Source organism: Lysinibacillus pakistanensis, assembly GCF_030123245.1.
Taxonomy (GTDB): Bacteria; Bacillota; Bacilli; order Bacillales_A; family Planococcaceae; genus Lysinibacillus; species Lysinibacillus pakistanensis.
Genome location: NZ_CP126101.1, coordinates 3,675,667 through 3,697,525 on the forward strand (window position 1 = coordinate 3,675,667; position 21,859 = coordinate 3,697,525).

Genomic DNA, 21,859 nt, shown 5'->3' on the forward strand with positions numbered 1-21,859 from the left:
ATCTTTCTACCACTGGACTTGGTCTGCATAAGCACGTGGTGCATGCTCTTCTTCTTTTTTCCATCCTTTAAAAATACAATGTCTATCCCAAAGTGCTAATAGCTTGCGTGGTGTTGCCCTCCACACTGTTGCTTCAGTCATGTTCAAATGAACTGTTCCGATGTATATAAAAAAATCCGCTGGCAACTCTTTGTCGCCTTGCGGATTGCTTACTTTCCCTCACCATCTGTGGACGGCATAGCGTTATTAAATGCAGTAGTTAAAGCATCTACAATTTGATGAATATTTTTTAAATCGATTAGTGCGCCAACCTCTTTTTCTGTGATGCCCTCGTTCTCACCATTAGCTAAAGCAATATGCAGTAATGCACGGATTTTTTTCAAATCTTGCATATCAATACCTTCAAATGCTTTAGTCAAATCGCCAAATTTATCTTGTAATTCACATAGGGCATTTAAATCAAATTTAGCTTCAAATTTACGACCCTTTAACTCAACTTTTACGCCTTCATCTTTCATAATTTCTGCTTTTTTAGACATCTAAAATCTCTCCCTTTGGTTTTATTTTGCATAATAAAAAGAGAGCGAGATTAATCGCCCTCTTAAACTTTTTAAAATATTAAGGTGTAGGTGTTGTTGAACCTACATAAACTTTTTCAAACCAATTTTTAATAATAGATGCATCTACATTCTCATCGTCCTCATCTACAAACATACGTTTAATACCTTCACCTTTAGAGTTCTTAACAAATTCTGAGTTAACAAATACACCTTTGACTGATGGTGTGTTGTACTCAACACTTTCACCTTTAGTTTTGTAATTTTCCTCTGGTAACTGGAAATTGCCTTTGTAGTACCAGAAATAACGGTACTTACCATTAGATTTCAGGCTTCGGAATGCCAATGCAATACTAGGTGCCACATCACCTGATGCATCGATTACAACGCCATCAGCATTAATTTCTTTTCCTAAAATATCTGCATAGACTGCGTTTGCCAGCGCATCAATTTTAAATTCCATTTCTGTTTCGCCTTCTGCTGAAGTGGACTCTGCTGCTCCATCATCAGCGTATAAAACAGCGTTACTTGTCTTTGGTGTAACTTTAGCCTCGATTGCCTTAGCTAATTTCTTGATTGGATTAACGAATGCTGTAGTAGCATCTGTAGCTCCTGGTGCGATCTTTGTATAATGAATATCTGATAAACCGATTAATACTCCTGCCATAATTAAATAGCCTCCTTATTTGTCATAATAAAAACGATAGGCTTTGTGATATATTTTGGTATCCTTCTCGTAATCTTCGAAAAAGGAATTCCTCACAAATCCTATCGCTTGTAATTGATCTTTAACGCTCTCTGTGAGCGCTTCTATATCTCCCTTACCCCAAACATCAACTTGAACGGAATAACGTGTCATTTGCTCTGTATCATCAGCCTGTAACGCTCCTCGTTCGTTGTAACGGAAGAAGGTAATATAAGTTGTTTCTGTACCTGTATATACTTGATACATGACAGGTACACCCAAAGGAAGTAACGCGTCACGTATGATTTTATTAATACTCACAAGTGCATCCTCCTTTGTAATTCTTGTTTCATGATTTCAATGATTCGATTCATTTCGCGTTCGAATGTAGGACGGAACCATGGACGAGCTGGCATTTTAGATGTCCCATGCTCGTGGAAGTAGAGGTAGAAAGCATCATTATTTTGATTACTTAAACCTACAGCAAGAGAATTGTCCACGATTTTATTGTCAATAACCATTGACTCTTTTGATCTTCCAGAACGCTTTTTAAAACCGAAATTATACACATTTTCTTCTAACTTTTCTTTTAGATGTTCAGCTGCTTTATTTAAAGTAGGCTCTAGTATACTATCAGAATCTAGTCGCTGTTGTAATGTCCTTTGTAGCTCCTCTAAACCTGTGAAATCAATCCTCATAGCATCACCTCTAAGGCTTGCGAACAACGGCAATGATTGTTTGTGTATTTTGCAATTCATCATCATTTAAAACAGCTTGTATGTCATAAATATAACCTTTAAAAATAATGCGTTGCTTGGCATTTAAACCTTTTGTATATCGCACAATAAAGCGATGTGTTTCGGTATTTATTTCAGCGGCTGCTTTGATAACTTCTGAACCTTTTACTGTTTTAATATCAGACCACAGATAACAGTTTGTCGTCCAGTCCTCCACAGGATAACCATTTTCATTAACCCTCTCAATAAACTCTTGAATCTCAATCCTATGTCTAAATCTCGCTGGATTCATTGATATTCACCAACTTTAATTGCAAAATCATATGTTGAACAGAAAACGGAACTATGTTTTGTGCATTTTGCGAAGCAACTTGACGATTTTCATAATAATGAGATGCAAGAGTAAGGATAGCTAAACGGTGTAATGAATATAATTCAATTCCATTTTCATTAACTTCATATAAATCTTGTGGAAGACGAACACCTGAATTTTCTAATGTTTTACTTGCGCTTGTAAGAAACAAATTCAATGTTAAATCTTCATAGTTTCCATTAATACGTGAATATTCCTTAAATTCTTCAAGTAATGAGCTCATTATTCATCACTCTTTTCATCTGAGGAAGGTTGCCTTGAAGCTTGCTTTGTAGTGGCTTTTTTAGGCTCTTCTACAGCTTTTAAGAATGCTACCCTGTATTCTTTATGGACTTCTGTTAAAAGCTCTGCACGAGTCTTAACAAGCTTTTTACCATCGACTGGATAGATGTCACCTATCTCATAAATGTGACCGTCATGATTGTTTTCTTTGAATCGATTAATTACTTTGTACACTCAATTCACCTTCTTTCAATAAATTAAAAACTCCTCCCCTTTTATTAAGGAGTAGGAGTTACTTCTGCAATACGGAATGCAGAGTTTAAAGAACGTTTTTGATCATACCAAGCTGTTAATACAAATAGGTAATCACCAGAATCCACGTTTTTATCAGTGTCATATGTCATTGCATCATAGTTGATACGGAAGAAGTTAAAATCACCCACGATTGGATTAACTGCAGCATCAACAAATTCTACTGGCTTACCAATGACTTTCTCGGCAGGAGTGTCGTAGAAATTTGTTGTTCCATTTGATAAAGCTTTAATGATTGTTAGGTAATCGGCATAACGCATAACGACTTTTGCATTTTCGCGATAATCCTCATGTAAATCAGCGATCGCATTTGTAATAGCTTCAAATAAATCTTTTCCTGACACTCGTTTAATATCTGTGCCATTATAAAACGACATGTGTCCTAATCCAGTTTTAGGTGTTGTTGCAAGAGCATCTTTTTTCTCTTTTGCTGCAAGACCTGACTTTAAAGCATTTTCAACAAATTGTGTTAATTCAACATCAGTACCATGAATAACTGTATCTGAAATTTTTACTTTAACTTTGAACTTGTTACGGCTAAAGGTAACAGTATCACCTGTTAATTTCATCTCTTTTGCAGTTTGTTCATCAGTAATAAAATCGTCATCATCCAATGAGTAAGCAATTTTCGGAAGCTCTAATCCTTTAATTGCACTCACTTGAGCAACTTCACGTAATTGGTTTTTAGCAAATGGCTCATGTACTAATTCGTTTTGCATGTTTGTTGGGAAGAATTTATCTCCACCTGTTGGGTTGCCCCCTGGTAAGGCAATTAGTGCTTTTACATCTTCTGAAATAGCTCTTCCTTGTACTGCTGCGCGAATAAACTCCGCTTTAGCTGCGATTGCTTTTTGTTTAGGGTCCTCAATCCCTGCAGTAATATCTTTACGTTGTTCAAATTTCGCCTTCTGTTCAGCTTCCAGTTGATCATGTTGAGCCTTAATTACATCAAAACGAGCTTGCATATCATCCTTTTGATCTTTTAAAGCTGTAATGTCTTCACGTGTTGCTTGTGGATCAATGGCTTTTGCTGTTAAATCTTTATCTATTTTTGCTACTTGTTGACCAATAGTAGCCATGTTTTGTTTTAATTCGTATAATGTCGGCATTTAAATGCCCTCCTTTTAAATTAAGTTTAATGACTGTAAATAAGTAAGATTCGCCTTAGAATCCGCAATAATGCCTTGCCTTTCTTCTTCAGTAAGGACTTCGCTTTCGAGCTGTAGAAGGGCCTCTGGAAGGTTTTTAAATTTCTTTGTATGTTCATTTGATAAACTAGCAACAGCACGATTTGCGCCTTCCACAACGTCACATAAGCCAATATCGTAAGCTTGTTGAGCTGACAACCACGTTTCTTCATCCATCATTCGTTGAATTTCTTCTTGTGAAGTCTTACCATCGATTTTTGACATATAGGTTTCAATTTGCATGCCGTTAATTCGATCCAAATCATCTGCGACTTTGCGTAATTCACTTGAATTTCCGAAAGCACCTGTCATTGCATTATGGATCATTAACATTGCATTTGAGGGCATTCGCACTTCATCACAGCAAGCCACAATGTCACTCGCAATAGATGCTGCTATTGCATCCACATGAGCGATTGTACGAGCCTTATGTCGTTTCAACATGTTCCCAATGGCGATCCCTTCAAACACTGAACCCCCTGGACTATTCACGTAAATATGAAGTTCACTGACGTCACCAACAGCATCTAGTTTTTCTTTGAAAACCACCGATGACATTTCTCCAAACTCTTCCCAAGCCCACGGAGTAATTTCGCCCAAAATAAAAACATCCGCTGATTTACCATCAACCGATGCTTTAACATCAAAGAAAGTCTTCTTTTTATTCAACTTTTTCACCCCCTTCCACAGTTGTGGTAGCAGTAGAGGTACCTTTCCGTTCTTCAATAGGCATATCAATTGGGTAAAGGTCACCACTAATCCATAATTTATTTGCTTGTTCAGCTTTATCTGGAGGTAGGTCTTCCCAACCTCTAACTTCATTTTGAGTAAACCAACCATTTCGAATTCCTTGTTGATAAAATGCTGAACGTGTAGCTGTATCACCTCGTAACAGTGAATTAACAGTAAATTTAAAGTAATAACCTTCAATTCTTTGATCTTGTGTGAGTAATTTTCTGTTAAATTCCTGTTCGTATTGACGAATAATTGGTGTAAGTGTCATCTGTACAAACTGAATCATCATCTGCTCATTGTTTGCAAATCCTCCGCCTTGTTCATTTAAAAAAGAAAGAGGAATGTTAAACACGTTTGCCACTCGAGTACGAGTTACTTTTTCTGATGAGATTGTTTCACCTGGTGTATATGTTTTTGTCATTTTATCAATTTCAACACCTGGTTCTTGGAATAAAACACCGCCATTTTCATTATAAAAATGTTTGAAATTCGCTATAACTTCCTTTTGCTTCGCTTCTGATACGTTAGCTCCATATTTTAAAATGAATGATTCTTTCTTTTCCATTTCAGAAAGAGAAAATTCCTGAACTGCTTTATCATATTGAAGAGTATTTTTTAATACATCTAATGGTGAGATGCCTTTTATGCGATTGGATCCAGTAATATGTTTTACATGAATCATATTCATGTTGTGTATATAACTTGTTTTGTTATTCCCTCGCACTTCATACCATAATTCGCCTGTTACATCATCGATTAATGGTTTAACTTGTACATTATCAAGTACAACAAGTGATTCAGGTTGCATTAAGTAATTACGTAAAATAATTGAATATCCATTACCATGTTCATTACGTGCTACTTCTAATTTATTAATCAGTTCCCAACCACTCATATTTGGATTTGGATTTACTAGCAAATCACTCAAATTGTTATTTTCTACATCATAGTGCTTATATAATTTAATTGGCAAACTTGAAACAGTGTTTGAAAGCCTAGTAATCACACTGAAAATAGTTTCATTTGTAACTAATTGTGAATTATCGATACCCCAAAATGTTCTCCCTTGCCATAATGAAAAATCATAGCCTTGTCCTTTCCACGTTGCATAAGCTGTGTAGAGAGAGGCTTTAAATTTGCTCCATATATTCATTTGTTCACCTCCCTCCAATCACAAATCATTTAATGAAATAAACTTGATATTTCCTTCACCTTGTACAGTTACGAATTTCTTCATAACCTCTACATGAGCATTTAAAAAAGCCGCAAAACCGTCAATTTTACGGTAGCGACTTTGTTTAGTAGGCATTTTATTTTTATTCCTGTCTTCCACAAGTACGACATTATTAGTGTACCAACGGAATAATCGGTTGTCGTTGAAGATAACATTCCCATCAATAAATCGCTCTTTTGCATCATCAATAGCCGGTCCTAGTGTAATAAATCCTTGTCTAACCACTTCACAAACAAAACCATAATTTTGTAGCATTTCAACTAATCCGAATGCTTTCGCTGGATCATACATAATTTTTTCGATTGAATATGTATTTGATTGTTCTACATACCAATCGAATACATATTCTTTTTTGACATATTCACCTGGAACAATAGTTAACAGTCCCTCTTCTTGTAGGCTGTAATAGTCGATTTTTTCGTTATCTGAATCCACTTTCGCTTGTGGAACCCAAGTATGACCATGGATAACAACCTCACCTGTTGAAGGAATGGCCCATTCAAGATAAGCACTTGTATGATCCTCGCTGTCGGAAAGGTCAAAGCCCCCCACAGCAGATGAGGAAGCAGCAGCAGATTCTAATGTCATTGTTTTATCGTTTCGTTTCAATACCTCATAATCAAGGAAAGAAGCCTCGTTACTGCTCACAAATTTATTAAAACGTTTTGTGATAAAGTCGTTACGTTCTGACGGAGTACGTTTTGCTTTCTCCCAATCTTCAATCATGTCGGAAAGTTTGATAGATACACCCATGTTAGGATTGGCTTTAATCCACATTTCAGGTCTATCAAATTCATCCACAGTATCTAATTCAGCGATATAATAAAACGTTCGTTCATCAACTATGTCACCATTTAATACATCTGCACCTTGTTCATAATAATTCACTAGTGGTCCATCTAATTGATACCCTGCAGTTGTAATGTAAATGAGTAACGGTTGTGTCCTACTTTGACGACTGTTCTTTATAACGTTAATTAGTTTGTAATCCTTGTATTCATGGATCTCATCAAACACTCCTATATGTGTGTTTAAACCGTCTAGCTTTTCGCTATCGCTCGCTTGCGGCTCAATCTTACTGAAAGTAGCGTCAAAATGAATCGCATCCCGTAACGGCCTAAAACGCCTTGCTAAAGCAGGAGAAGACTTTACCATCGCTTTTGCTTCATCGAATAATAATCTAGCCTGCTTCATACTGTTCGCTAAAAGAACTACATCAGCACCGTTTTCTCCATCTTTAGAGGCTCCGTAGATCGTCACTCCTGCAATTTTAGTAGTTTTCCCTTGCTTTCGGGCAACAAAAATAAGCGCCTCTTTAAAGCGCCTTATTCCTGTATCTTTATGAACCCAACCGAAAATAGAACCTAAACTAAAATGCTGCCAAGCTTGCATTGTTAGTTGTTTAAAAGCACCTTTAGAAGGTTTGCAAAACTTTTCAATAAATTCAATCGGCCTATGTGCTATTTCTTCATTAAAAATCCAAGGAAAATCCTCTGTGCCTTGTCTTTCTAAATCGTTTAAATGTCTTTCACAAGCTTGTATAACCTTCTTACAAGCTATGATATTGCCCTCCACAACTTGCTTTGCATACCAGGTTGTTAACAGAACTGGAGAAGGATTTACAACGATTAGTAAACTATCAACTTTAGAAACTGTCGAAGCCATCGTCAACATGACCACCACCCAACTTAAATTCCTTTCGTTGAGCAGGCGTCAAACCTAAAGATTTCAGTAGATTATTCAAAGTTTGCACTGTTTTAGTTAATTCAATCGAAAGAGGATTCTTAATGAAGTTTGTTGCGTTCGCTTTATTGGTGTGTTCCATCATCAATGGCATGTTTTTCAATTCAGTTTGCATCCGTTTATAAAACTCATAAGTTTCAACATATAGCGTGATCAATTGCTCATCAGATGGTTGATAACTATCACCTAAATAACTCCGCAACAATTCCTTTGTAACTTCTTCCATCAGTTACCCCCCCTTTCATAAATTCATCCGTGTTGCAAGTGACGGGGACCCGTCGGTCTGGCGCAACATATCCCCCATCTTTTACTTAGGGGGGCTATTCAATAATTTCAACATTAATTTTTGTTTCAACGATATCAATTTTTTTATTTGCAATTTGCTGTTTTATTTCTCCATTCTTGTGATGTGATGTGTGACAGATATTGCACCATGAGATTAAGTTCGATAACTCTAATGCTAAGCTTGGATAATCACGCAACTCTTTTAAGTGGTGAACGACTTCTGCTTTTCGAATACGTTTATTATTCAAACAAGATTGACAAAGATAATTATCTCGTTATCGCTTCAAAGCAAGCTCTCTCGCTTTAGCCCAAGCAGTTGAAGAATAAAACTTTTTACTTTCTTGATCTCTCTTAGTTAAATCGTATAACTTATCCTTGTTCATAAACATCACCTACCTTTTAATTATTCGCTGCCTTCTAACTGTGTTGGTAGTTCATCTGATTCAACACGTTTACCACATTCAGCACATGTCATGTATATTGCTTCATCACTTGTATACATAGTGCTATAACTGTAGCTTCCACAATAGTCACACTTCCAATCATTATCAATAGCTTCCAACTCATCAGCCAATGCTCCAGCATGTTTTTCAATTGCTCTCAGTTTAAGTTGTAGTTTGTCTGTGTTCATCTCTACTCCAATTTTAATGTTCCTTAGCACATTCTTCTTTGGCTTCAATAAGCACGTTCTTAATCCAACCGATGTAAGTTTGTCATCAATCATCTGCAATTCATCTTTAAAGATATCATCGTAATATGGAGTTTGAAGGTCTTTATATTCTTGTATATCTTCATATTTATTGCTATCAATTGATCTGTCATTAGTTAACAATAATTTCACAATGTATGCAGTTGTCCTTCCTGCCCTACGCACTGTAGGTGCTTTGGATATTTCTCCTAACAAGTAAGCCCTTTGCCATTCGTATAATTCAAAACCCAATGCTTTTTCAATTAACGGAATCATACTTTCAGTTATCTTCATTCTTTTGCCCTCCACAATTCATAGTTAATTGCATAATAAAAAGACACCCGTTATTCGGATGCCTTTCCTTTAAACTTACTAATTAAGTAAGCAACATGTTTTTCACTGTTCAAATTAAAATCCCTACCTACAGATCTAAATAATCCTAATGCTATATCACATAGATATTCGTCTGAATGTATGTCAACAATGAATGACTTTTCTACTAAATCCGAGTCAACATGAGCTCCTCCACCTTTATTAGCTGAGAATTTTATAAAATTTAGAATTGTAATATTTTGTTTTTTACCTTGCAAATTCATAGTTAGAATAACCTGATTTAACCAATCTGTTAAAGGAATCATCGGTTTATTATAATTAAACATTTCTGCTTCGATAAACGCATGTCCCTTTTCATTCAAAATACTCAATTCATTAATAGGAAAAAGCTTTGGATCAGGTTGAATTTTTCTTATCAGTGAATTATCACCGTCTTTAGTAATGTCACAGAGAAGTAATCGTAATTGAGCAGCTATTACATTATTAAATTCTTTTATCTCAAATAATTTAACTAAAATAATGCTGTATTCCAATAGTTTCATCGCTTCATCATATTTGTCTTTTATCCCTTTTCTTGACCTTGTAAATACTAAATCTTTTCTTGTCATATTCATCCCTCCATAATTTACTATTATTATCTTATCATGGTGGAATCCTAATGAATATAATCATAATAAAAAGCCACACCTGGTTAGATGTGACTTTATTATTTATGATTCGGCAACCATTCTTGCTTCATCCATACTTTGTTTTATTTTCAATTTCAGTTCGGCTTCTTGTTGTAAAAATGTATCATGAGCATAATCATCAAATACAATATTATTGTTCGTATGGTTTTTAAATTTATTATGCAATTTACGCATTTCAGCTTGAAGCTTCCTAGTTTCGTCACTTGCATAATAAGCTATATATTCATGTTTACAGTGTGGACAATGGAAGTAAATCTTTTCATTACCACCTTTGACTTTCTTAGTTTTAAGTTTTGTGATATTGAATGATTTACCGCATTTTTTATCACAGCACGCTTCAATTGGCTTATTCGCCATTTAAACCACCTCACTTTATTTTTAAGTTAAGTATAATGGAAAGCCGCACCCTATTGGATACGACTTTGATACTTGTTTCTGACATACACGTACAAGCGAACGTGCTTATTATTGTAAGGTGTTTATTTTGCGTATTTCCGTACGCTTTTGTTATTACTTCACAATATCAATTTAACATGGTTTAGAGCGTAATTCGCTATGTGGCACAATTACGTTATCATTTGTTGTTTTGTGTGAATAGTATCTTTTGATAATCTTTCACTAAATCATAAGCTTGTTGCTCTGTGAAACCTTGCTTTTTCAAGTCTTTTTTATACTCCCAAAGTAATGGAGAAATATCTCGTAACATGGCTTGCATTTGTTCTATTGCTTGTATAATGTGCATCATACCCACCCCAATCTTCTAGCCGTTTCATCAATCAACGCATTACGTTTACGTAATACTCGCTGGACTGACATATATAATTCATCTGCAATATGTTGCCATTCGTAACACTCTGATTTATCACGATAGCGCATATCAACAATGGTTTTTTGGTCTTTATCTAAATTCTCGTACATATTTTCAATGGTCGAAACAATACGTTTTAAATTTTGATACAGTGTATCTTCTACAAGAATCATAGCTTTGTGCCCTGTTGTATCAGATGTGTTATTACTACGACCACCGCCAATGTTTGTATCAGTTTCTTTATAAGGATTAAGTAACTCCCATTCGCGAAACTGTAATTGTTTTTTATATTCATTGAGATTAATCCAGTAATCTTCAAGTTTTTGTATATCATTTCTTGATAGTTTGCTCATATGCCCTCCACAATTGATTTATGTCATTTGTATGCCTATGCGATAACATAGGCATGTGCAGCACCTACCTTGTTTGTTTATTTCCTCAAATTGTTCAGTAGTCGAACAAATCCAACTGTCCATTAAAATAATTCATTAACAACATTTCTTCACTTGAATTATTGTCGCCATTTACTACCTGGCGTACAGCTGAAAAAGTTTCTGAATACCAGCCTTCATATAATTCATTTAAAATCGGATGATCGTAATAGGATACAAGGGCTTTGCCCTGGATAGCCTTTAATGCTGCTGATAAGTCGTAATGTAATTGCATCGGATTTTCTTTATCTGCATCTGTGAGCTTATATCGACGTTCCCTATCGATATATGGTGGATCTACATAAAACAAAGTTGTTGGAGAATCGTACACACGTATGATTTCTCGGAAATCTCGATTATCAATCATTACATTGCTCATACGCTGTCCGAAATCCTTAATACGTTTGCAAGCTGATTGATAGGTGCGAGCTGTATTATGCTCTTTACTATGCCTCCATCCAGTACCATAACTGCTATTACCCTTTGCAATACCCGAACGATTAAGATAAAAGAATCGTACAGCTCGTTCGAAATCATCACTTGGCATTGGCTCACGTTTCCACTTTTCATAAAGTTGACGACTATATGGTAAGCCCTCACAAGCTTTAATCAAATCGTTAGTTTGCGCTCTGGCCACAAGTAAAAAGTTAACCATGTCTCCGTCTATATCGTTGTAAACCTCATTAGTTATTGGTTGCTTTTGAGCAATTACATGAGCAGCACCGCCAAACAAATCTACAAAGCAAGTATGCTCTGGCATTCTGCTGATAATATGCTTTGCCATACGTCCTTTTCCACCAAACCAAATCAATGGTGATTCACTCATTTCTTCACCCTCTTTCCTGAACAATTTTGTTCGATTAATCATCAAGAGAAATCATTTTTAATCGATTCACACTACTTCCACATCGTTTTTCATAGATCGGATAAGTCATGTATTGAAGAAAATTGATTGTTTTCCCTGTTTCTCTACTGATTTCTCGTATTGTTCCTTCTGTAATGAACTGATCGCCTTTATATAATGCGTAAATCCTTTTGTGCCAAGGTATTTTCATGATATAACTCTCCTGTTGGAATTTTATAAATCACTAGATTTTACGAATACACCATCAACCATTTTTCCTGTACGATTTTTGATTTCATCGTAGGCGCAATTTAAACATTCATATAAATCCATGTCATTTTGTTGGGCTAATATGATGAGTGTCACAACCACATCACCAATACCATCACGCAAAGCAGCCTTATCATTACGCGCAAGCGCTGCTGCAACCTCGCCTAATTCCTCTGAACACTTTAAAAATTGCTTACTAGATTCTGCTTTATCTAATCCTTTTTCAATCGACCATCGTTCTACTTGTTTGATTAATTCATTCATTTTTGCATTTCCTCCAATTTTTGAATTACTACTGTCGCATATACAGCGCCATCAATCATTTCTTCACGGAAATGTTTAAGCCATTCGATAGTCGTATAATCCATTGGATTGACTGTTGTACCGTATTTCGCTAACCCTTTAGCTGTTTGATTATCAAGCAAATCATGGACTTCACGTAATATTGGATTTGCTAAGATTTGTTCTTCAATTTTCATCTCACGTTATACCTTCTTCCTTTCATACGTTCAGTTTTGATATTGTTTAACTTTTTCCAATTTCGGATAGTTCCTGGTGCTACATTACATATCATTGCGATTTGTTCATCAGTTTTATTAGCTTTTTTCAATGTGAGGTATTTTTCTTTCGTTAAAGCAAGTTTTGAACTTTTAACAGGTGAATAATTTTCATTATCAAGGATTGAAGTATTACGTAAATTCACCAAACCAAGCAACTTTTGTCCATGGATTGCAATTTCTACACAATTAGGACATTTAATTGATTCAAGAGCAGTTTGACAATCACATTTGGGTAAAAGAGCATCTATTTGTTGTAATATCTCAATACGCTTCTCAAGCATTTCTGCGTTCATCTACATCCCACACTTTCTTTGTGTGCCAGCCTTCTTTGATATACTGCTGCACCCATTCATTTTTATATGGCATAATGACACTTGCTTCGCATCCATCGACCGTCATAGACATCTCTATATACTTTGTAAATGGATTAGGTATGGCCGTCCACAATCTATTTTGTGGTTGTTTCACTTTAGTCACCGACTGAACAATAGGAATCCCATTGCGCATGTTCACGATGGTCAAAACGCCCCTCTCTTTAGGTAGTTCTTCATTTGGTAATAGAAATGATAGTAAATAAAATTCCCACTAAACTTATTATCTAAGTAGACAATTTCAAAGCCGTAACGAGCCTTGAAAGTATTCAACGAGCCAAGTAATGCAAGTGGGTCGTATTTACTTCTGTAGGTTCCATTTAGTATTTTCTTGTAGCCTTCTGGATCTTCTAATAACAATGTGAAAGGAATATCCTGTGAACGAATTAATTCATTCTCAAAGCGTGTACGTTCATCTTTTCCAAGGTTGCCCACAATCTCATCTACACTGGCTTTGCGCTCAATACGACTGTTTAAATAAATATCACGTTGGATACCTAATTCATCGTTCTTAGGAATCATTGCTGTGTAATCGCCAGTGTCGAGTTTTTTCAATTTGATTGGTACATCCTTGCTGCGTAAATATTCAAGGATATGACCGTTTACTTGTTCACGAGTATCAACCACGATTGTCATTGTTTTCATTATTTTGTTTAGTTCAGTGTCAGAATAAGCATAGTGAATCATTTTGAATCACCTTCAATGATTTTGTATTCACCTTCAAAAAAGTGCCGTCCGCATTTTGTTATAGCCATACCGCATGAATCGATTCGTAATAACTCATAAGTGTTGCCTACGAGTGTTTGTGAACGAATGTCGTCAAGAATTTGGGTTATTTTAATCTTCTTCAATCAGTTCACCACCTAGCAATTCAGGATTTTCGTAGATGTTGCCAATGATTTCATACTCAATCCACCATTCTTCTTCATGCCATTTTCTTAAAGTGAATGTATCTACCGTGAAATACCCATCTTCGCAAATAGAAGCTTCGTATTTTTTTATTACATCCAAGTAGTACGAGCATTCATCTTCATCCCACTTGACTACAGCATTGTGTTTCCAATCGAATGAATAACCGTAATCAAGTTCTTGTTCTCCAACAATCCGAACAATATCCCCCTCATAAATCTCCTTGCCGTTCTTGTCCTTTAAGCCTATGAATTGCAATTCTTCAATAGATAAATCATTAATTTTTACTTCTTCGCAATAACCTGGCTTTGTATCAAAAGTTAATTTCGTTACACCCAATCCAAATGACCAACTCATTCGTTTGTTATGTCTGTCCCACGCTCGAAACTTTTTAACTCTCATTCTATTTACCTCCTTATTTTCGCTTGTTAAAAGCACCGTACACACGTTCTATTTTATAGTTGGATATATTTATCATCCGTCCTCTAAAACGTCTTAAAACGGCTGTAAATCACTTATTTTGATTAGCGTATAAAACAGCACGTTCGTACAATTTTTTCTTCATGATATTTGATTCTTCATTTTCAAATTGTCGATAGTCTGTATAAATGTCGTTCCAGCCATTCTTAGCTAACGTTTCTTGCCACTCCATGAACAACATCAATGCATCAACGTCTGCACATATCCATTCATTTAATTTCGGATTGTGCTGCCATCCACAGGCTTGATGTATCATCATTCGCATGTGTTTATCTATTCCGTTAGCTTCTTCCCATGATTTAAACCATTCTTCGATTAGGTTAAAAATTGGCTCAGCTGCTTTTAAAACTTCAACTGGAATGTTTTTATGGTTTTTTAATTCGAGTCGCCCATCCGATTGATCACGCTCAATCACTCCACCAAATTTCCAAATTTGCGCTAAAACATATAAAACCACCGTTTACCACTTCCTTACATTTTGGCAGTTACTTAATTTTTGAAAAATGCCGTTTTTAACCCATTTAATTAACTTAGTTATTAAAGAGTAACTCACTTGAAGCTTACAGCCCCAACGGTTTGAATATTTTTAGTTAAAAACGTTATTGGCATATTTGGTTACGCTCTTATATATAGTACTTATTTATATTTTTTTATTTTTTATTAATATAAAACCCCAATAACAAAAATAACTTAATAACTATTAAAAACACTCTAAACCATTGGTATTATTGAATTTCTAAAGGTTACAACACGGAGTTACTTAACTAACTGAAAATTACTAAACAAGCTTAAAACTCGTATTTTCGGGTTGTTCCATAACTTTTTTTGACTGTTCCATAACCCCCGAAGGCTTCCTGTCTATTAATGTGATTCCAAAGAAATACATTTTATTTTGAGTGCCTCGCTCTTTTTTGAAGCCTTTTGTTTCCAGCATTCGGTAAAAACTTCTATTTCCGAGAGTGCGTTCGCCTGATTTGAAACAAAAATTGTTATAAACACTGTATAATTCTTTTGCTTCAATTTTGATTTGTTCATTCTTTTTGTCTGTGTAACAACATTCGACTATGAACGGATCTAAAATATCCATATCTTCTTTGTATAAGCCTGTAGCTTTCGTAACTACTTTAGGTTCAATTAATCCGTCCTTCTGCCACTTTAAACAGCCTTCAATTGCCCAGTTGAGTATTCCACTCATTTCAAGGGATAATTTTTCAGTTAATTTTTTATCTCGTTTATGTGCTGGCAAACTTAAATCAAAAGGAATCAATTTAACACGTCTCCATATTCCTTCATCGAGCCCACCAATCACAGGTTTATGGTTAGTTGTAAAAAACACTGTAAATTGAGGTACAAACTCAAAAAACTCTTGCTTTAAAAATCGTGCTACAACAGGCTCGCCACCTGTAATTTGTTTTACTAGAGTTTCAGAAAGCTTTTCGCCCTCTTCTGATTCAATCGCTGATACAAAACGTGCACTCGCTAATCTAGCAATATCGTTATTAGCTCCACCACTTTTCTTTTTGATGAAAGTATCTGATTGAGCCTGTTTTCCATAATCGCCCATTAAGTCCTTAATAGTGTTAATAAATGTTGATTTACCATTACTACCTCCACCGACTAAGAAGAACATTAATTGTTCACTTATATCACCTGTTAACGAATAGCCTACTAGGCGCTGCATATATTCAATTAGTTCTTTATCACCTAAAAATATTTGTTCTAAAAAACTGAGCCATACAGGGCATTCAGCACCCTCTACATATTCAACATTTGTTATTTGAGAAATATAATTTTCACGATTATGTGGTGTGATTTTTCCTGTTTTTAAATCAATTGTTCCGTTCGATACATTTAGCAGATATTTATGATTATCAAATTGATTTCGCTTGGCAGATACTAACATTCTTAAATCTTTAATTGCGTTTTCACGTACATTATGTTTTTCACAGTGACGTGCCCACTTTTGCTCATTTTCATCATCAGATTCACCCATTTTTCTTATTACACTAGCTACGATCCGATTTATTTTATTTCTTTCATCAAGCGTCCACTTCTTACCATCCCAGATGTACCAACCTACACCGTTGATGTGTTTTATAACATGTCCGTAATAATGTGCTATGCGTTCAGCGTTCCCTAAGTCTGTAAGTTTGAATTTTTTATCTCTTACTTCCACCTCATCAACTACTGTGGAGGAAAAAGAAAACTCTGAATCGGCTTGATGATCCAATACAGTTGTTGTAGTGGATGAAATGGCTTCAGCAATGGTACGTTCTCCGTATGTTTCTCCTGTATCGCTGAAATGGATTCTGTCCCATTTATCTCGCATCAGGGATGTTTCCCTGAACATTGAATCCATTCTAGAAGCACTTTTACCTGTCCAGAAGGCCAAATGATTACATAAAGCTAAATCACTAGAAGAATGGTCATCATTTATCAAATTTCCGTTATACAGTGAACGTATTTCATCACCTGATTTACTACGGAACATTCGCTCCCACAATGCTTCATTTGAAAGTTTGATTTCATCTTTTTCAAACTCGGCTAAATTTACTCGACCTTGTACATCGCTATCATCGAAATACTTTTCAAATATCTCGGCCAACTCATCTGTACGATCATAAATTTCATTTGAATTTTCTCGATTACCTGTCATTGTGAAGTAACGGCCATATTGATAAATTTCTAAGCCATGTTTAGCACTTTTACGTCCAGTACCCACCACAGACTGTGGAAGACTACCTTTGATGATGATGTGAATGCCTGTACCACTCACACTAAACTCTGTGTAGCTGTCAAGCGTATTAATGACTTCTTTGGCAAAATCGCTAATAATAGGATTTACCTTCTCTTTATCATCTGCTGCATACGTAACACATTTATCAATATCAATGCCAATGTAGTTATCTTGGCGACTGAATACAAATCCGACACCATCAGCATTTGATTCTGTATAAAATTTAGCTGCTGTAGCGAATGTGGACCATGTTCTGCGGTCATTACTTCTTGCCTCGTTGCCATCTACTTGATACGGTATTTTTGTATAACGGCCACCTTTTTCCTCGGCCCTCCACAGTATCCACTGAGGTAACAGCCTTAATTCCGATGGTATTTCGTTAAAATTAATTGGCGTTTTCACTTTTTCACCTTCATTCATTGATACGCATTACTTGACTTCTCTTTAACAAAATCACTCTTTTTGGAAATCCATATTTCTTTTTAACTTCATCCCTTGTCATGTTGTGCACTAATTTACAGTGAGCCTTTGTGATAATCAGTCCAACATGATGACATCCAGTTACTGGACATTTTACAAGCTCATCACCCCTTGAACTCCATGATGAATTTGACATTTTCCCACCCCATTTGCTGTTTTTAGGTATAAAAAAGAGAAGTCCGCCAAAAACAGACCTCTCTATTAAGTTTTTGTTAATCATAGCCGTTTGCTATTGCCCATTCATTCGTAAATCGAAATGGGTCATCAGAAGGGCAAATCATCACTTCCGACAGTAATTGGTGCTCCTGGTGATTGTGGTGGATTAACTACCGATTTATCATAGTATTTTGCTTTTGCGGCAGTACGTTTCTCCTTCTTACCATCAACCAATTTTTCATATTCCTCATGCTTCACTGTAATTTGTAAGCTACGGCCAATTAATTGTTTAGCCATATCATCTGGTGATTGGAACGGATGACCGTTTGCAAATCCAGTTGCTTTTAACAATGACTGAACAATACCTGCAGCAACTTCATTTGAGAATGTGAAAGTGTCGAACATAACTTTTGCACCTTGATGTTTTTGAGGAACATCAGAACGGATTTCATAATCAAGTGTAATTTTGTCTTCATTTTTTTGAGTCTTCCCAGCTACTGCGTTCAGAACAGTAACTTCGTATTTTCCTTCCTCTACTAATTCGAACCCTGATTTTACTTTTTCTTCATCAAATTTAAAGAATGACATTATTTATTTCCTCCTGTTGTCTCGTTATTTGTGGAAGGCTCATTTCCGATTTTAAAAATATCTTCATGAGCACATGCTTTACGATTATCTAATTGATTTTTAGCGAAAACATATGGTGATGGCTCTAAAATAAAACCGTAATTTTTCGTTTCTTCATTGATAACTGATTTCGCAACTACCTGGCATAATCCCATGAAGTTATTCAAAATCTTAATTCGAACATCTGGGTACGCTCGATTGATAATTTGTCCACTTGGTAAATTCCAAGCATCAGTCATTTCCCATGCAGTGAAAACCACTCGTTTTCCAAGAGTTTGAATAAAACGCACGCTGTCGATGATAAAGAAATCAATTTGCTGATAGTTACCTTGTGAAGGTACTCGATTGTTGTTACCTTCACGGCCTAAGTTAGCTAACATCGAACGCGTTAATTCAGAAATATTATCAAAAAAGATTGTGTCATACTTAGATAGGTCTGCATTTTTCAAATCAATCATAAGTTGATTCCATGCATTCCAAGCATCGTATGAATCGAAGTTCACAATATCGATATTTGGAGTTCCTGCTAAAACAATTTCAGTTTTATCAATTGGAATGTAAAGCGTGTTACCTTCTAAATATTTAGCAGTAGTTGTTTTACGCATACCAGGATTGCCGTAAAGCAACCAAGTGGATGCGTCTGCTTGAATGTCTGTAGCGCTTGTTACTTGCATGCCTTCCACACTCCTTTTCTATTAAAATGGCACGTTTTCATTAGATGCATCTTGTTTTGCTTCTACATTTGCGAATGGATCCTCGAATTCTGGTAATTCTTCATTCGTATTTTCAACTGTTACACTCCCATCCGAATTGACTGTATATGGTACACCTTCGTGCACTTCATCCATATTCATTTGACCATCTGGTGCATCATCTTCAGGTCGCTTGTCCATTTCCTCTTTAGCTGTCGAATATGTGTAATCCAAATCCACTAAAAAGTAGAAGCCTTTTGAATTATGTTTTTCATGGATTTTTTGCATTGTAAGAAAATCATTTTCCTTGGCTTCTGCAACAATTTCCTCAGCCTCTTTTCGAGTATCAGCGTACCAACGTTCTTTTGTGTATAATTTTTCTTTTGCCATTATTACATCCTCCTATCGAATACTTAATGATTGATTTTCAACGAGTTGAGCACCTTCTATTTGCTCACCTGCTTTTAATGCTTTTGCTAAATCTGCACGGCTGATAGTTTTCTCAACCTTAATAAACTGTGGAGGAATAGCAGCATCATTATTGATTTGTACTGATGTTGATTTACGGAAGCTAAACGTAAATTTTTCTGTTTTCACTCGGTTGCCTTCCACAGTTAATAAGGCATCAGCCATATTTTCTTTAATACGAGTAAGGTTACTTTCCATAACTTTGCGACGATCCGCCAATCGTTTTTCCTCAGTTTTAATACCTGTAATATCTGATTCGATATTTTTAAGCACCATGGCATATCCCTCTAGCTTTTCACCAATCTCACCTTTGATTTGAGAAAGTGCTAGTTCAAAACCTTCTACATTATTTTCTTCAATAAAATTTTGAAGCATTTTGTATTGGTCAGTTAGTTCGTAAAGAGTAGCCATTATTGACCCACCTCTTTTAATTCCAATTTCATATTTTTATTTAGTTGAATTTCTAGCTTTTTAGCTTGTTGTGAATAGAAATTGAAATCAGTAATAGAAAGTATTTCGTCGCTGTTATCAGAGATAATTCTCGCAACTATATCAATTGCATCACGCTCATTATCAATAACACTTACTTTCTCAACTTTTTCGGATTCATAATCATCCCAAGTATTATAAGCAATTAGATAACGTCTCATTTAATCACCTCGTATTTAGCGTTAGTGTCGTTGATAATTACACTAAGTTCTTTTGCTGAACGCGAATCGATAGCAGTTAACATACTTTCTTCAGAGTAAATCCCTGATTCTGCAATTGTTCTATATGTTTTATCTTCTGTTTCATAAACAATCTGTCCAATCGCAAATGTTGGCTGCACCGCCTGTTCAAACTCACTCACATCAAGACCTAGCGCTCGTCCTAGTGCGATTGCTTTTCCGATGTGTTCGTTGAATACGTCATTTGGATTGCATTTGGTAATACCTCGGTGATACACTTCATGTCTTGTACTGAAACTTTTTATTAACGCAACAACTGTACGTTTATCTTCATTGACAACAAATTCTAATGCGTCTGAGCTTCCAAAGATAACGGAAGTTAAACCACTGCCATCACAATATGGAACATGAAAATGCTTTTTATTTGAATTAACCTCAACAAACTTCTTCGCCTTCTCAATAACTGCAGCACGTTGTTGATTTGGTGTTAATGACATCATTTCTGCAACTTCTTCTATAGTTGTAGGCTGCCATTGACCATTTACTAGTCTTGTCATTTTTGGTGTGTCCTCCACAGTATTAGTTGTGGAAGGCTCCTGTGGTGCATTATTTATAACAGTCGTTAACTGTGGACGTTCACGTAATTCATGGACGATTAGCTTTAATTCACTAATTTCCTTTGATTGCTTTGCAACTGTTTCTTCTAATGCTGTGATACGTTTGTTTTTAGTTGGTTTCGATTCTACTAATTCAATTTCATCAAATCGTAATTTTCGAGAAAAATTGCTTGTACACTCATCAACATCTTCCTTTTTAAACTTTGCTTTAATAAAGTCACCTAAAACAGACTCAACAATTCCGATAGCACCAATTTTCACTACACCTTGTCCGCCAACATGCCACCCAGATGTTTTTTTATCTCCAATAAAAGAAGTATTTTGAGTAACTTTTATTTCATCTCCAACATTAAACTTTGCCATTACAATTCCTCCTGTGGTACAATACCAGTGATTTTAGGTTGTATTAAATTTTTATCTTGCTCGCCATCGGTTGCCGCCTTTGACGAGTTTTTTTGCGCCTCAATTTGGGCATTCTGTGCGTCTTCGATGTCTTGCCAGTATTCTGATTCACGGTCATATACATCAGCGTGTGTGTAGCCTATACGCAATCAATCACCTCCTTCTAAAGCATTACTGATAACGACTTGTAAGCGAGTATCTACATGACAGCTTATATCTTCCAGTGCTTCACGTAGACGTTTGTTTTCTTCGCGAAATTTTTCTAGTACTGCTGTTTTCGCCCGATTATCATTACCTAAACGATTGTTATGATGGTCGATTGTACGAATAACATGGTCTTTTTTCTTGATAGTAATTTTCATTCGACCGATTTTTGTACGTAGCTTATTCGCTTCTTTTTGACCATCTAAAGCCATCATGATTAGATATTTCATATCGTTGTACATAGCTTGAAAATTAACCATTGCATTAGGTGAATCACCTAGCGTTTGATGAGTTTCATCGATTTTTTCATCGATTTGCTTAATGCGATTTAAATTCACTGCTCAAAACCTCCTAT

Annotated in this window: 38 protein-coding genes; all 38 read right to left on the reverse strand. The window is 35.7% G+C overall.

Going from position 1 to position 21,859, the window contains the following annotated elements; translation table 11 throughout:
* Positions 1 to 6: 6 nt before the first annotated feature.
* The 38 genes from QNH24_RS18245 to QNH24_RS18430 all read right to left on the reverse strand — a co-directional run bounded on the left by QNH24_RS18245 (position 7) and on the right by QNH24_RS18430 (position 21,842).
* On the reverse strand, positions 7 to 147 hold the full coding sequence (locus tag QNH24_RS18245; RefSeq protein WP_283868938.1) for a hypothetical protein: 141 nt from the start codon (positions 145 to 147) through the stop codon (positions 7 to 9).
* Positions 148 to 209: 62 nt separating this feature from the next.
* Positions 210 to 539: a hypothetical protein gene (locus tag QNH24_RS18250; protein ID WP_283868939.1), complete on the reverse strand. Its 330-nt coding sequence runs from the start codon at positions 537 to 539 to the stop codon at positions 210 to 212.
* 79 nt (positions 540 to 618) lie between these two features.
* Positions 619 to 1,224, reverse strand: coding sequence for a major tail protein (locus QNH24_RS18255; protein WP_283868940.1), 606 nt, complete (start codon positions 1,222 to 1,224; stop codon positions 619 to 621).
* A 15-nt stretch (positions 1,225 to 1,239) separates the two neighbouring features.
* Positions 1,240 to 1,563: a hypothetical protein gene (locus QNH24_RS18260; RefSeq protein ID WP_283868941.1), complete on the reverse strand. Its 324-nt coding sequence runs from the start codon at positions 1,561 to 1,563 to the stop codon at positions 1,240 to 1,242.
* Positions 1,560 to 1,940, reverse strand: a complete 381-nt coding sequence (locus QNH24_RS18265) for an HK97-gp10 family putative phage morphogenesis protein (RefSeq protein WP_283868942.1) — start codon at positions 1,938 to 1,940, stop codon at positions 1,560 to 1,562. Before QNH24_RS18265 ends, QNH24_RS18260 begins: the two co-directional genes overlap by 4 nt.
* Positions 1,941 to 1,950: 10 nt before the next feature.
* Positions 1,951 to 2,271, reverse strand: a complete 321-nt coding sequence (locus QNH24_RS18270; protein WP_283868943.1) for a phage head closure protein — start codon at positions 2,269 to 2,271, stop codon at positions 1,951 to 1,953.
* The gene (locus tag QNH24_RS18275) at positions 2,252 to 2,575 is read right to left on the reverse strand and encodes a head-tail connector protein (protein WP_283868944.1); all 324 of its coding nucleotides are present in this window, start codon (positions 2,573 to 2,575) and stop codon (positions 2,252 to 2,254) included. The genes QNH24_RS18270 and QNH24_RS18275 overlap by 20 nt, the downstream gene beginning before the upstream one ends.
* Positions 2,575 to 2,808 (reverse strand): hypothetical protein, encoded by a 234-nt coding sequence (locus QNH24_RS18280; protein ID WP_283868945.1) that lies wholly within the window; start codon positions 2,806 to 2,808, stop codon positions 2,575 to 2,577. The genes QNH24_RS18275 and QNH24_RS18280 overlap by 1 nt, the downstream gene beginning before the upstream one ends.
* Positions 2,809 to 2,852: 44 nt before the next feature.
* A complete protein-coding gene (locus QNH24_RS18285) occupies positions 2,853 to 3,995 on the reverse strand; it encodes a phage major capsid protein (protein WP_283868946.1) in 1,143 nt (380 codons plus the stop codon).
* 15 nt (positions 3,996 to 4,010) lie between these two features.
* A complete protein-coding gene (locus QNH24_RS18290) occupies positions 4,011 to 4,751 on the reverse strand; it encodes a head maturation protease, ClpP-related (protein WP_430674110.1) in 741 nt (246 codons plus the stop codon).
* Positions 4,735 to 5,961 carry a phage portal protein gene (locus QNH24_RS18295; RefSeq protein WP_283868948.1) on the reverse strand — a complete coding sequence of 409 codons (1,227 nt, stop codon included), beginning with the start codon at positions 5,959 to 5,961 and terminating at the stop codon, positions 4,735 to 4,737. Before QNH24_RS18295 ends, QNH24_RS18290 begins: the two co-directional genes overlap by 17 nt.
* An 18-nt stretch (positions 5,962 to 5,979) precedes the next feature.
* A complete protein-coding gene (locus QNH24_RS18300) occupies positions 5,980 to 7,707 on the reverse strand; it encodes a terminase large subunit (protein ID WP_283934543.1) in 1,728 nt (575 codons plus the stop codon).
* Positions 7,688 to 8,011, reverse strand: coding sequence for a P27 family phage terminase small subunit (locus QNH24_RS18305; protein ID WP_283868950.1), 324 nt, complete (start codon positions 8,009 to 8,011; stop codon positions 7,688 to 7,690). The genes QNH24_RS18300 and QNH24_RS18305 overlap by 20 nt, the downstream gene beginning before the upstream one ends.
* A gap of 94 nt (positions 8,012 to 8,105) precedes the next feature.
* A complete protein-coding gene (locus QNH24_RS26200) occupies positions 8,106 to 8,318 on the reverse strand; it encodes an HNH endonuclease (protein WP_347342918.1) in 213 nt (70 codons plus the stop codon).
* 155 nt (positions 8,319 to 8,473) lie between these two features.
* Positions 8,474 to 9,052: a hypothetical protein gene (locus QNH24_RS18315; protein ID WP_283868951.1), complete on the reverse strand. Its 579-nt coding sequence runs from the start codon at positions 9,050 to 9,052 to the stop codon at positions 8,474 to 8,476.
* 50 nt (positions 9,053 to 9,102) lie between these two features.
* Positions 9,103 to 9,699 carry a hypothetical protein gene (locus tag QNH24_RS18320; protein WP_283868952.1) on the reverse strand — a complete coding sequence of 199 codons (597 nt, stop codon included), beginning with the start codon at positions 9,697 to 9,699 and terminating at the stop codon, positions 9,103 to 9,105.
* A 102-nt stretch (positions 9,700 to 9,801) separates the two neighbouring features.
* Positions 9,802 to 10,137, reverse strand: coding sequence for a hypothetical protein (locus QNH24_RS18325; protein WP_283868953.1), 336 nt, complete (start codon positions 10,135 to 10,137; stop codon positions 9,802 to 9,804).
* 217 nt (positions 10,138 to 10,354) lie between these two features.
* On the reverse strand, positions 10,355 to 10,522 hold the full coding sequence (locus QNH24_RS18330; RefSeq protein WP_283868954.1) for a hypothetical protein: 168 nt from the start codon (positions 10,520 to 10,522) through the stop codon (positions 10,355 to 10,357).
* Positions 10,522 to 10,941, reverse strand: coding sequence for a DUF722 domain-containing protein (locus QNH24_RS18335; protein ID WP_283868955.1), 420 nt, complete (start codon positions 10,939 to 10,941; stop codon positions 10,522 to 10,524). The genes QNH24_RS18330 and QNH24_RS18335 overlap by 1 nt, the downstream gene beginning before the upstream one ends.
* 94 nt (positions 10,942 to 11,035) lie before the next feature.
* Entirely contained in the window at positions 11,036 to 11,845 is an 810-nt protein-coding gene (locus QNH24_RS18340; RefSeq protein WP_283868956.1) for a DNA adenine methylase, read from the reverse strand.
* Positions 11,846 to 11,879: 34 nt separating this feature from the next.
* A complete protein-coding gene (locus tag QNH24_RS18345) occupies positions 11,880 to 12,074 on the reverse strand; it encodes a hypothetical protein (RefSeq protein WP_283868957.1) in 195 nt (64 codons plus the stop codon).
* Between the two features lie 23 nt (positions 12,075 to 12,097).
* A complete protein-coding gene (locus tag QNH24_RS18350) occupies positions 12,098 to 12,397 on the reverse strand; it encodes a MazG-like family protein (RefSeq protein ID WP_283868958.1) in 300 nt (99 codons plus the stop codon).
* Positions 12,394 to 12,612, reverse strand: coding sequence for a hypothetical protein (locus QNH24_RS18355; protein ID WP_283868959.1), 219 nt, complete (start codon positions 12,610 to 12,612; stop codon positions 12,394 to 12,396). The genes QNH24_RS18350 and QNH24_RS18355 overlap by 4 nt, the downstream gene beginning before the upstream one ends.
* A complete protein-coding gene (locus QNH24_RS18360; RefSeq protein ID WP_283868960.1) occupies positions 12,609 to 12,986 on the reverse strand; it encodes a hypothetical protein in 378 nt (125 codons plus the stop codon). The genes QNH24_RS18355 and QNH24_RS18360 overlap by 4 nt, the downstream gene beginning before the upstream one ends.
* On the reverse strand, positions 12,967 to 13,215 hold the full coding sequence (locus QNH24_RS18365; protein ID WP_283868961.1) for a hypothetical protein: 249 nt from the start codon (positions 13,213 to 13,215) through the stop codon (positions 12,967 to 12,969). The genes QNH24_RS18360 and QNH24_RS18365 overlap by 20 nt, the downstream gene beginning before the upstream one ends.
* Entirely contained in the window at positions 13,212 to 13,751 is a 540-nt protein-coding gene (locus QNH24_RS18370) for an ERCC4 domain-containing protein (RefSeq protein WP_283868962.1), read from the reverse strand. Before QNH24_RS18370 ends, QNH24_RS18365 begins: the two co-directional genes overlap by 4 nt.
* Before the next feature lie 150 nt (positions 13,752 to 13,901).
* Complete coding sequence (locus tag QNH24_RS18375; RefSeq protein WP_283868963.1) at positions 13,902 to 14,375, reverse strand: YopX family protein; 474 nt, start codon at positions 14,373 to 14,375, stop codon at positions 13,902 to 13,904.
* 109 nt (positions 14,376 to 14,484) lie between these two features.
* Positions 14,485 to 14,910, reverse strand: coding sequence for a hypothetical protein (locus tag QNH24_RS18380; protein WP_283868964.1), 426 nt, complete (start codon positions 14,908 to 14,910; stop codon positions 14,485 to 14,487).
* 321 nt (positions 14,911 to 15,231) lie between these two features.
* On the reverse strand, positions 15,232 to 17,610 hold the full coding sequence (locus QNH24_RS18385) for a phage/plasmid primase, P4 family (RefSeq protein WP_283868965.1): 2,379 nt from the start codon (positions 17,608 to 17,610) through the stop codon (positions 15,232 to 15,234).
* Entirely contained in the window at positions 17,603 to 17,806 is a 204-nt protein-coding gene (locus QNH24_RS18390; protein WP_283868966.1) for a hypothetical protein, read from the reverse strand. Before QNH24_RS18390 ends, QNH24_RS18385 begins: the two co-directional genes overlap by 8 nt.
* A 128-nt stretch (positions 17,807 to 17,934) precedes the next feature.
* The gene (locus tag QNH24_RS18395) at positions 17,935 to 18,414 is read right to left on the reverse strand and encodes a DUF669 domain-containing protein (protein WP_283868967.1); all 480 of its coding nucleotides are present in this window, start codon (positions 18,412 to 18,414) and stop codon (positions 17,935 to 17,937) included.
* Entirely contained in the window at positions 18,414 to 19,127 is a 714-nt protein-coding gene (locus QNH24_RS18400) for an AAA family ATPase (protein ID WP_283868968.1), read from the reverse strand. The genes QNH24_RS18395 and QNH24_RS18400 overlap by 1 nt, the downstream gene beginning before the upstream one ends.
* A 21-nt stretch (positions 19,128 to 19,148) precedes the next feature.
* Positions 19,149 to 19,535, reverse strand: a complete 387-nt coding sequence (locus QNH24_RS18405; RefSeq protein ID WP_283868969.1) for an organic solvent tolerance protein OstA — start codon at positions 19,533 to 19,535, stop codon at positions 19,149 to 19,151.
* A gap of 12 nt (positions 19,536 to 19,547) precedes the next feature.
* Entirely contained in the window at positions 19,548 to 20,024 is a 477-nt protein-coding gene (locus QNH24_RS18410; protein ID WP_283868970.1) for a siphovirus Gp157 family protein, read from the reverse strand.
* Entirely contained in the window at positions 20,024 to 20,263 is a 240-nt protein-coding gene (locus QNH24_RS18415; RefSeq protein WP_283868971.1) for a hypothetical protein, read from the reverse strand. Before QNH24_RS18415 ends, QNH24_RS18410 begins: the two co-directional genes overlap by 1 nt.
* Positions 20,260 to 21,261 (reverse strand): hypothetical protein, encoded by a 1,002-nt coding sequence (locus QNH24_RS18420; RefSeq protein WP_283868972.1) that lies wholly within the window; start codon positions 21,259 to 21,261, stop codon positions 20,260 to 20,262. The genes QNH24_RS18415 and QNH24_RS18420 overlap by 4 nt, the downstream gene beginning before the upstream one ends.
* On the reverse strand, positions 21,261 to 21,449 hold the full coding sequence (locus tag QNH24_RS18425; RefSeq protein WP_283868973.1) for a hypothetical protein: 189 nt from the start codon (positions 21,447 to 21,449) through the stop codon (positions 21,261 to 21,263). The genes QNH24_RS18420 and QNH24_RS18425 overlap by 1 nt, the downstream gene beginning before the upstream one ends.
* Positions 21,450 to 21,842, reverse strand: a complete 393-nt coding sequence (locus tag QNH24_RS18430) for a hypothetical protein (RefSeq protein WP_283868974.1) — start codon at positions 21,840 to 21,842, stop codon at positions 21,450 to 21,452. It lies immediately after the preceding gene.
* Between the last annotated feature and the right edge of the window lie 17 nt (positions 21,843 to 21,859).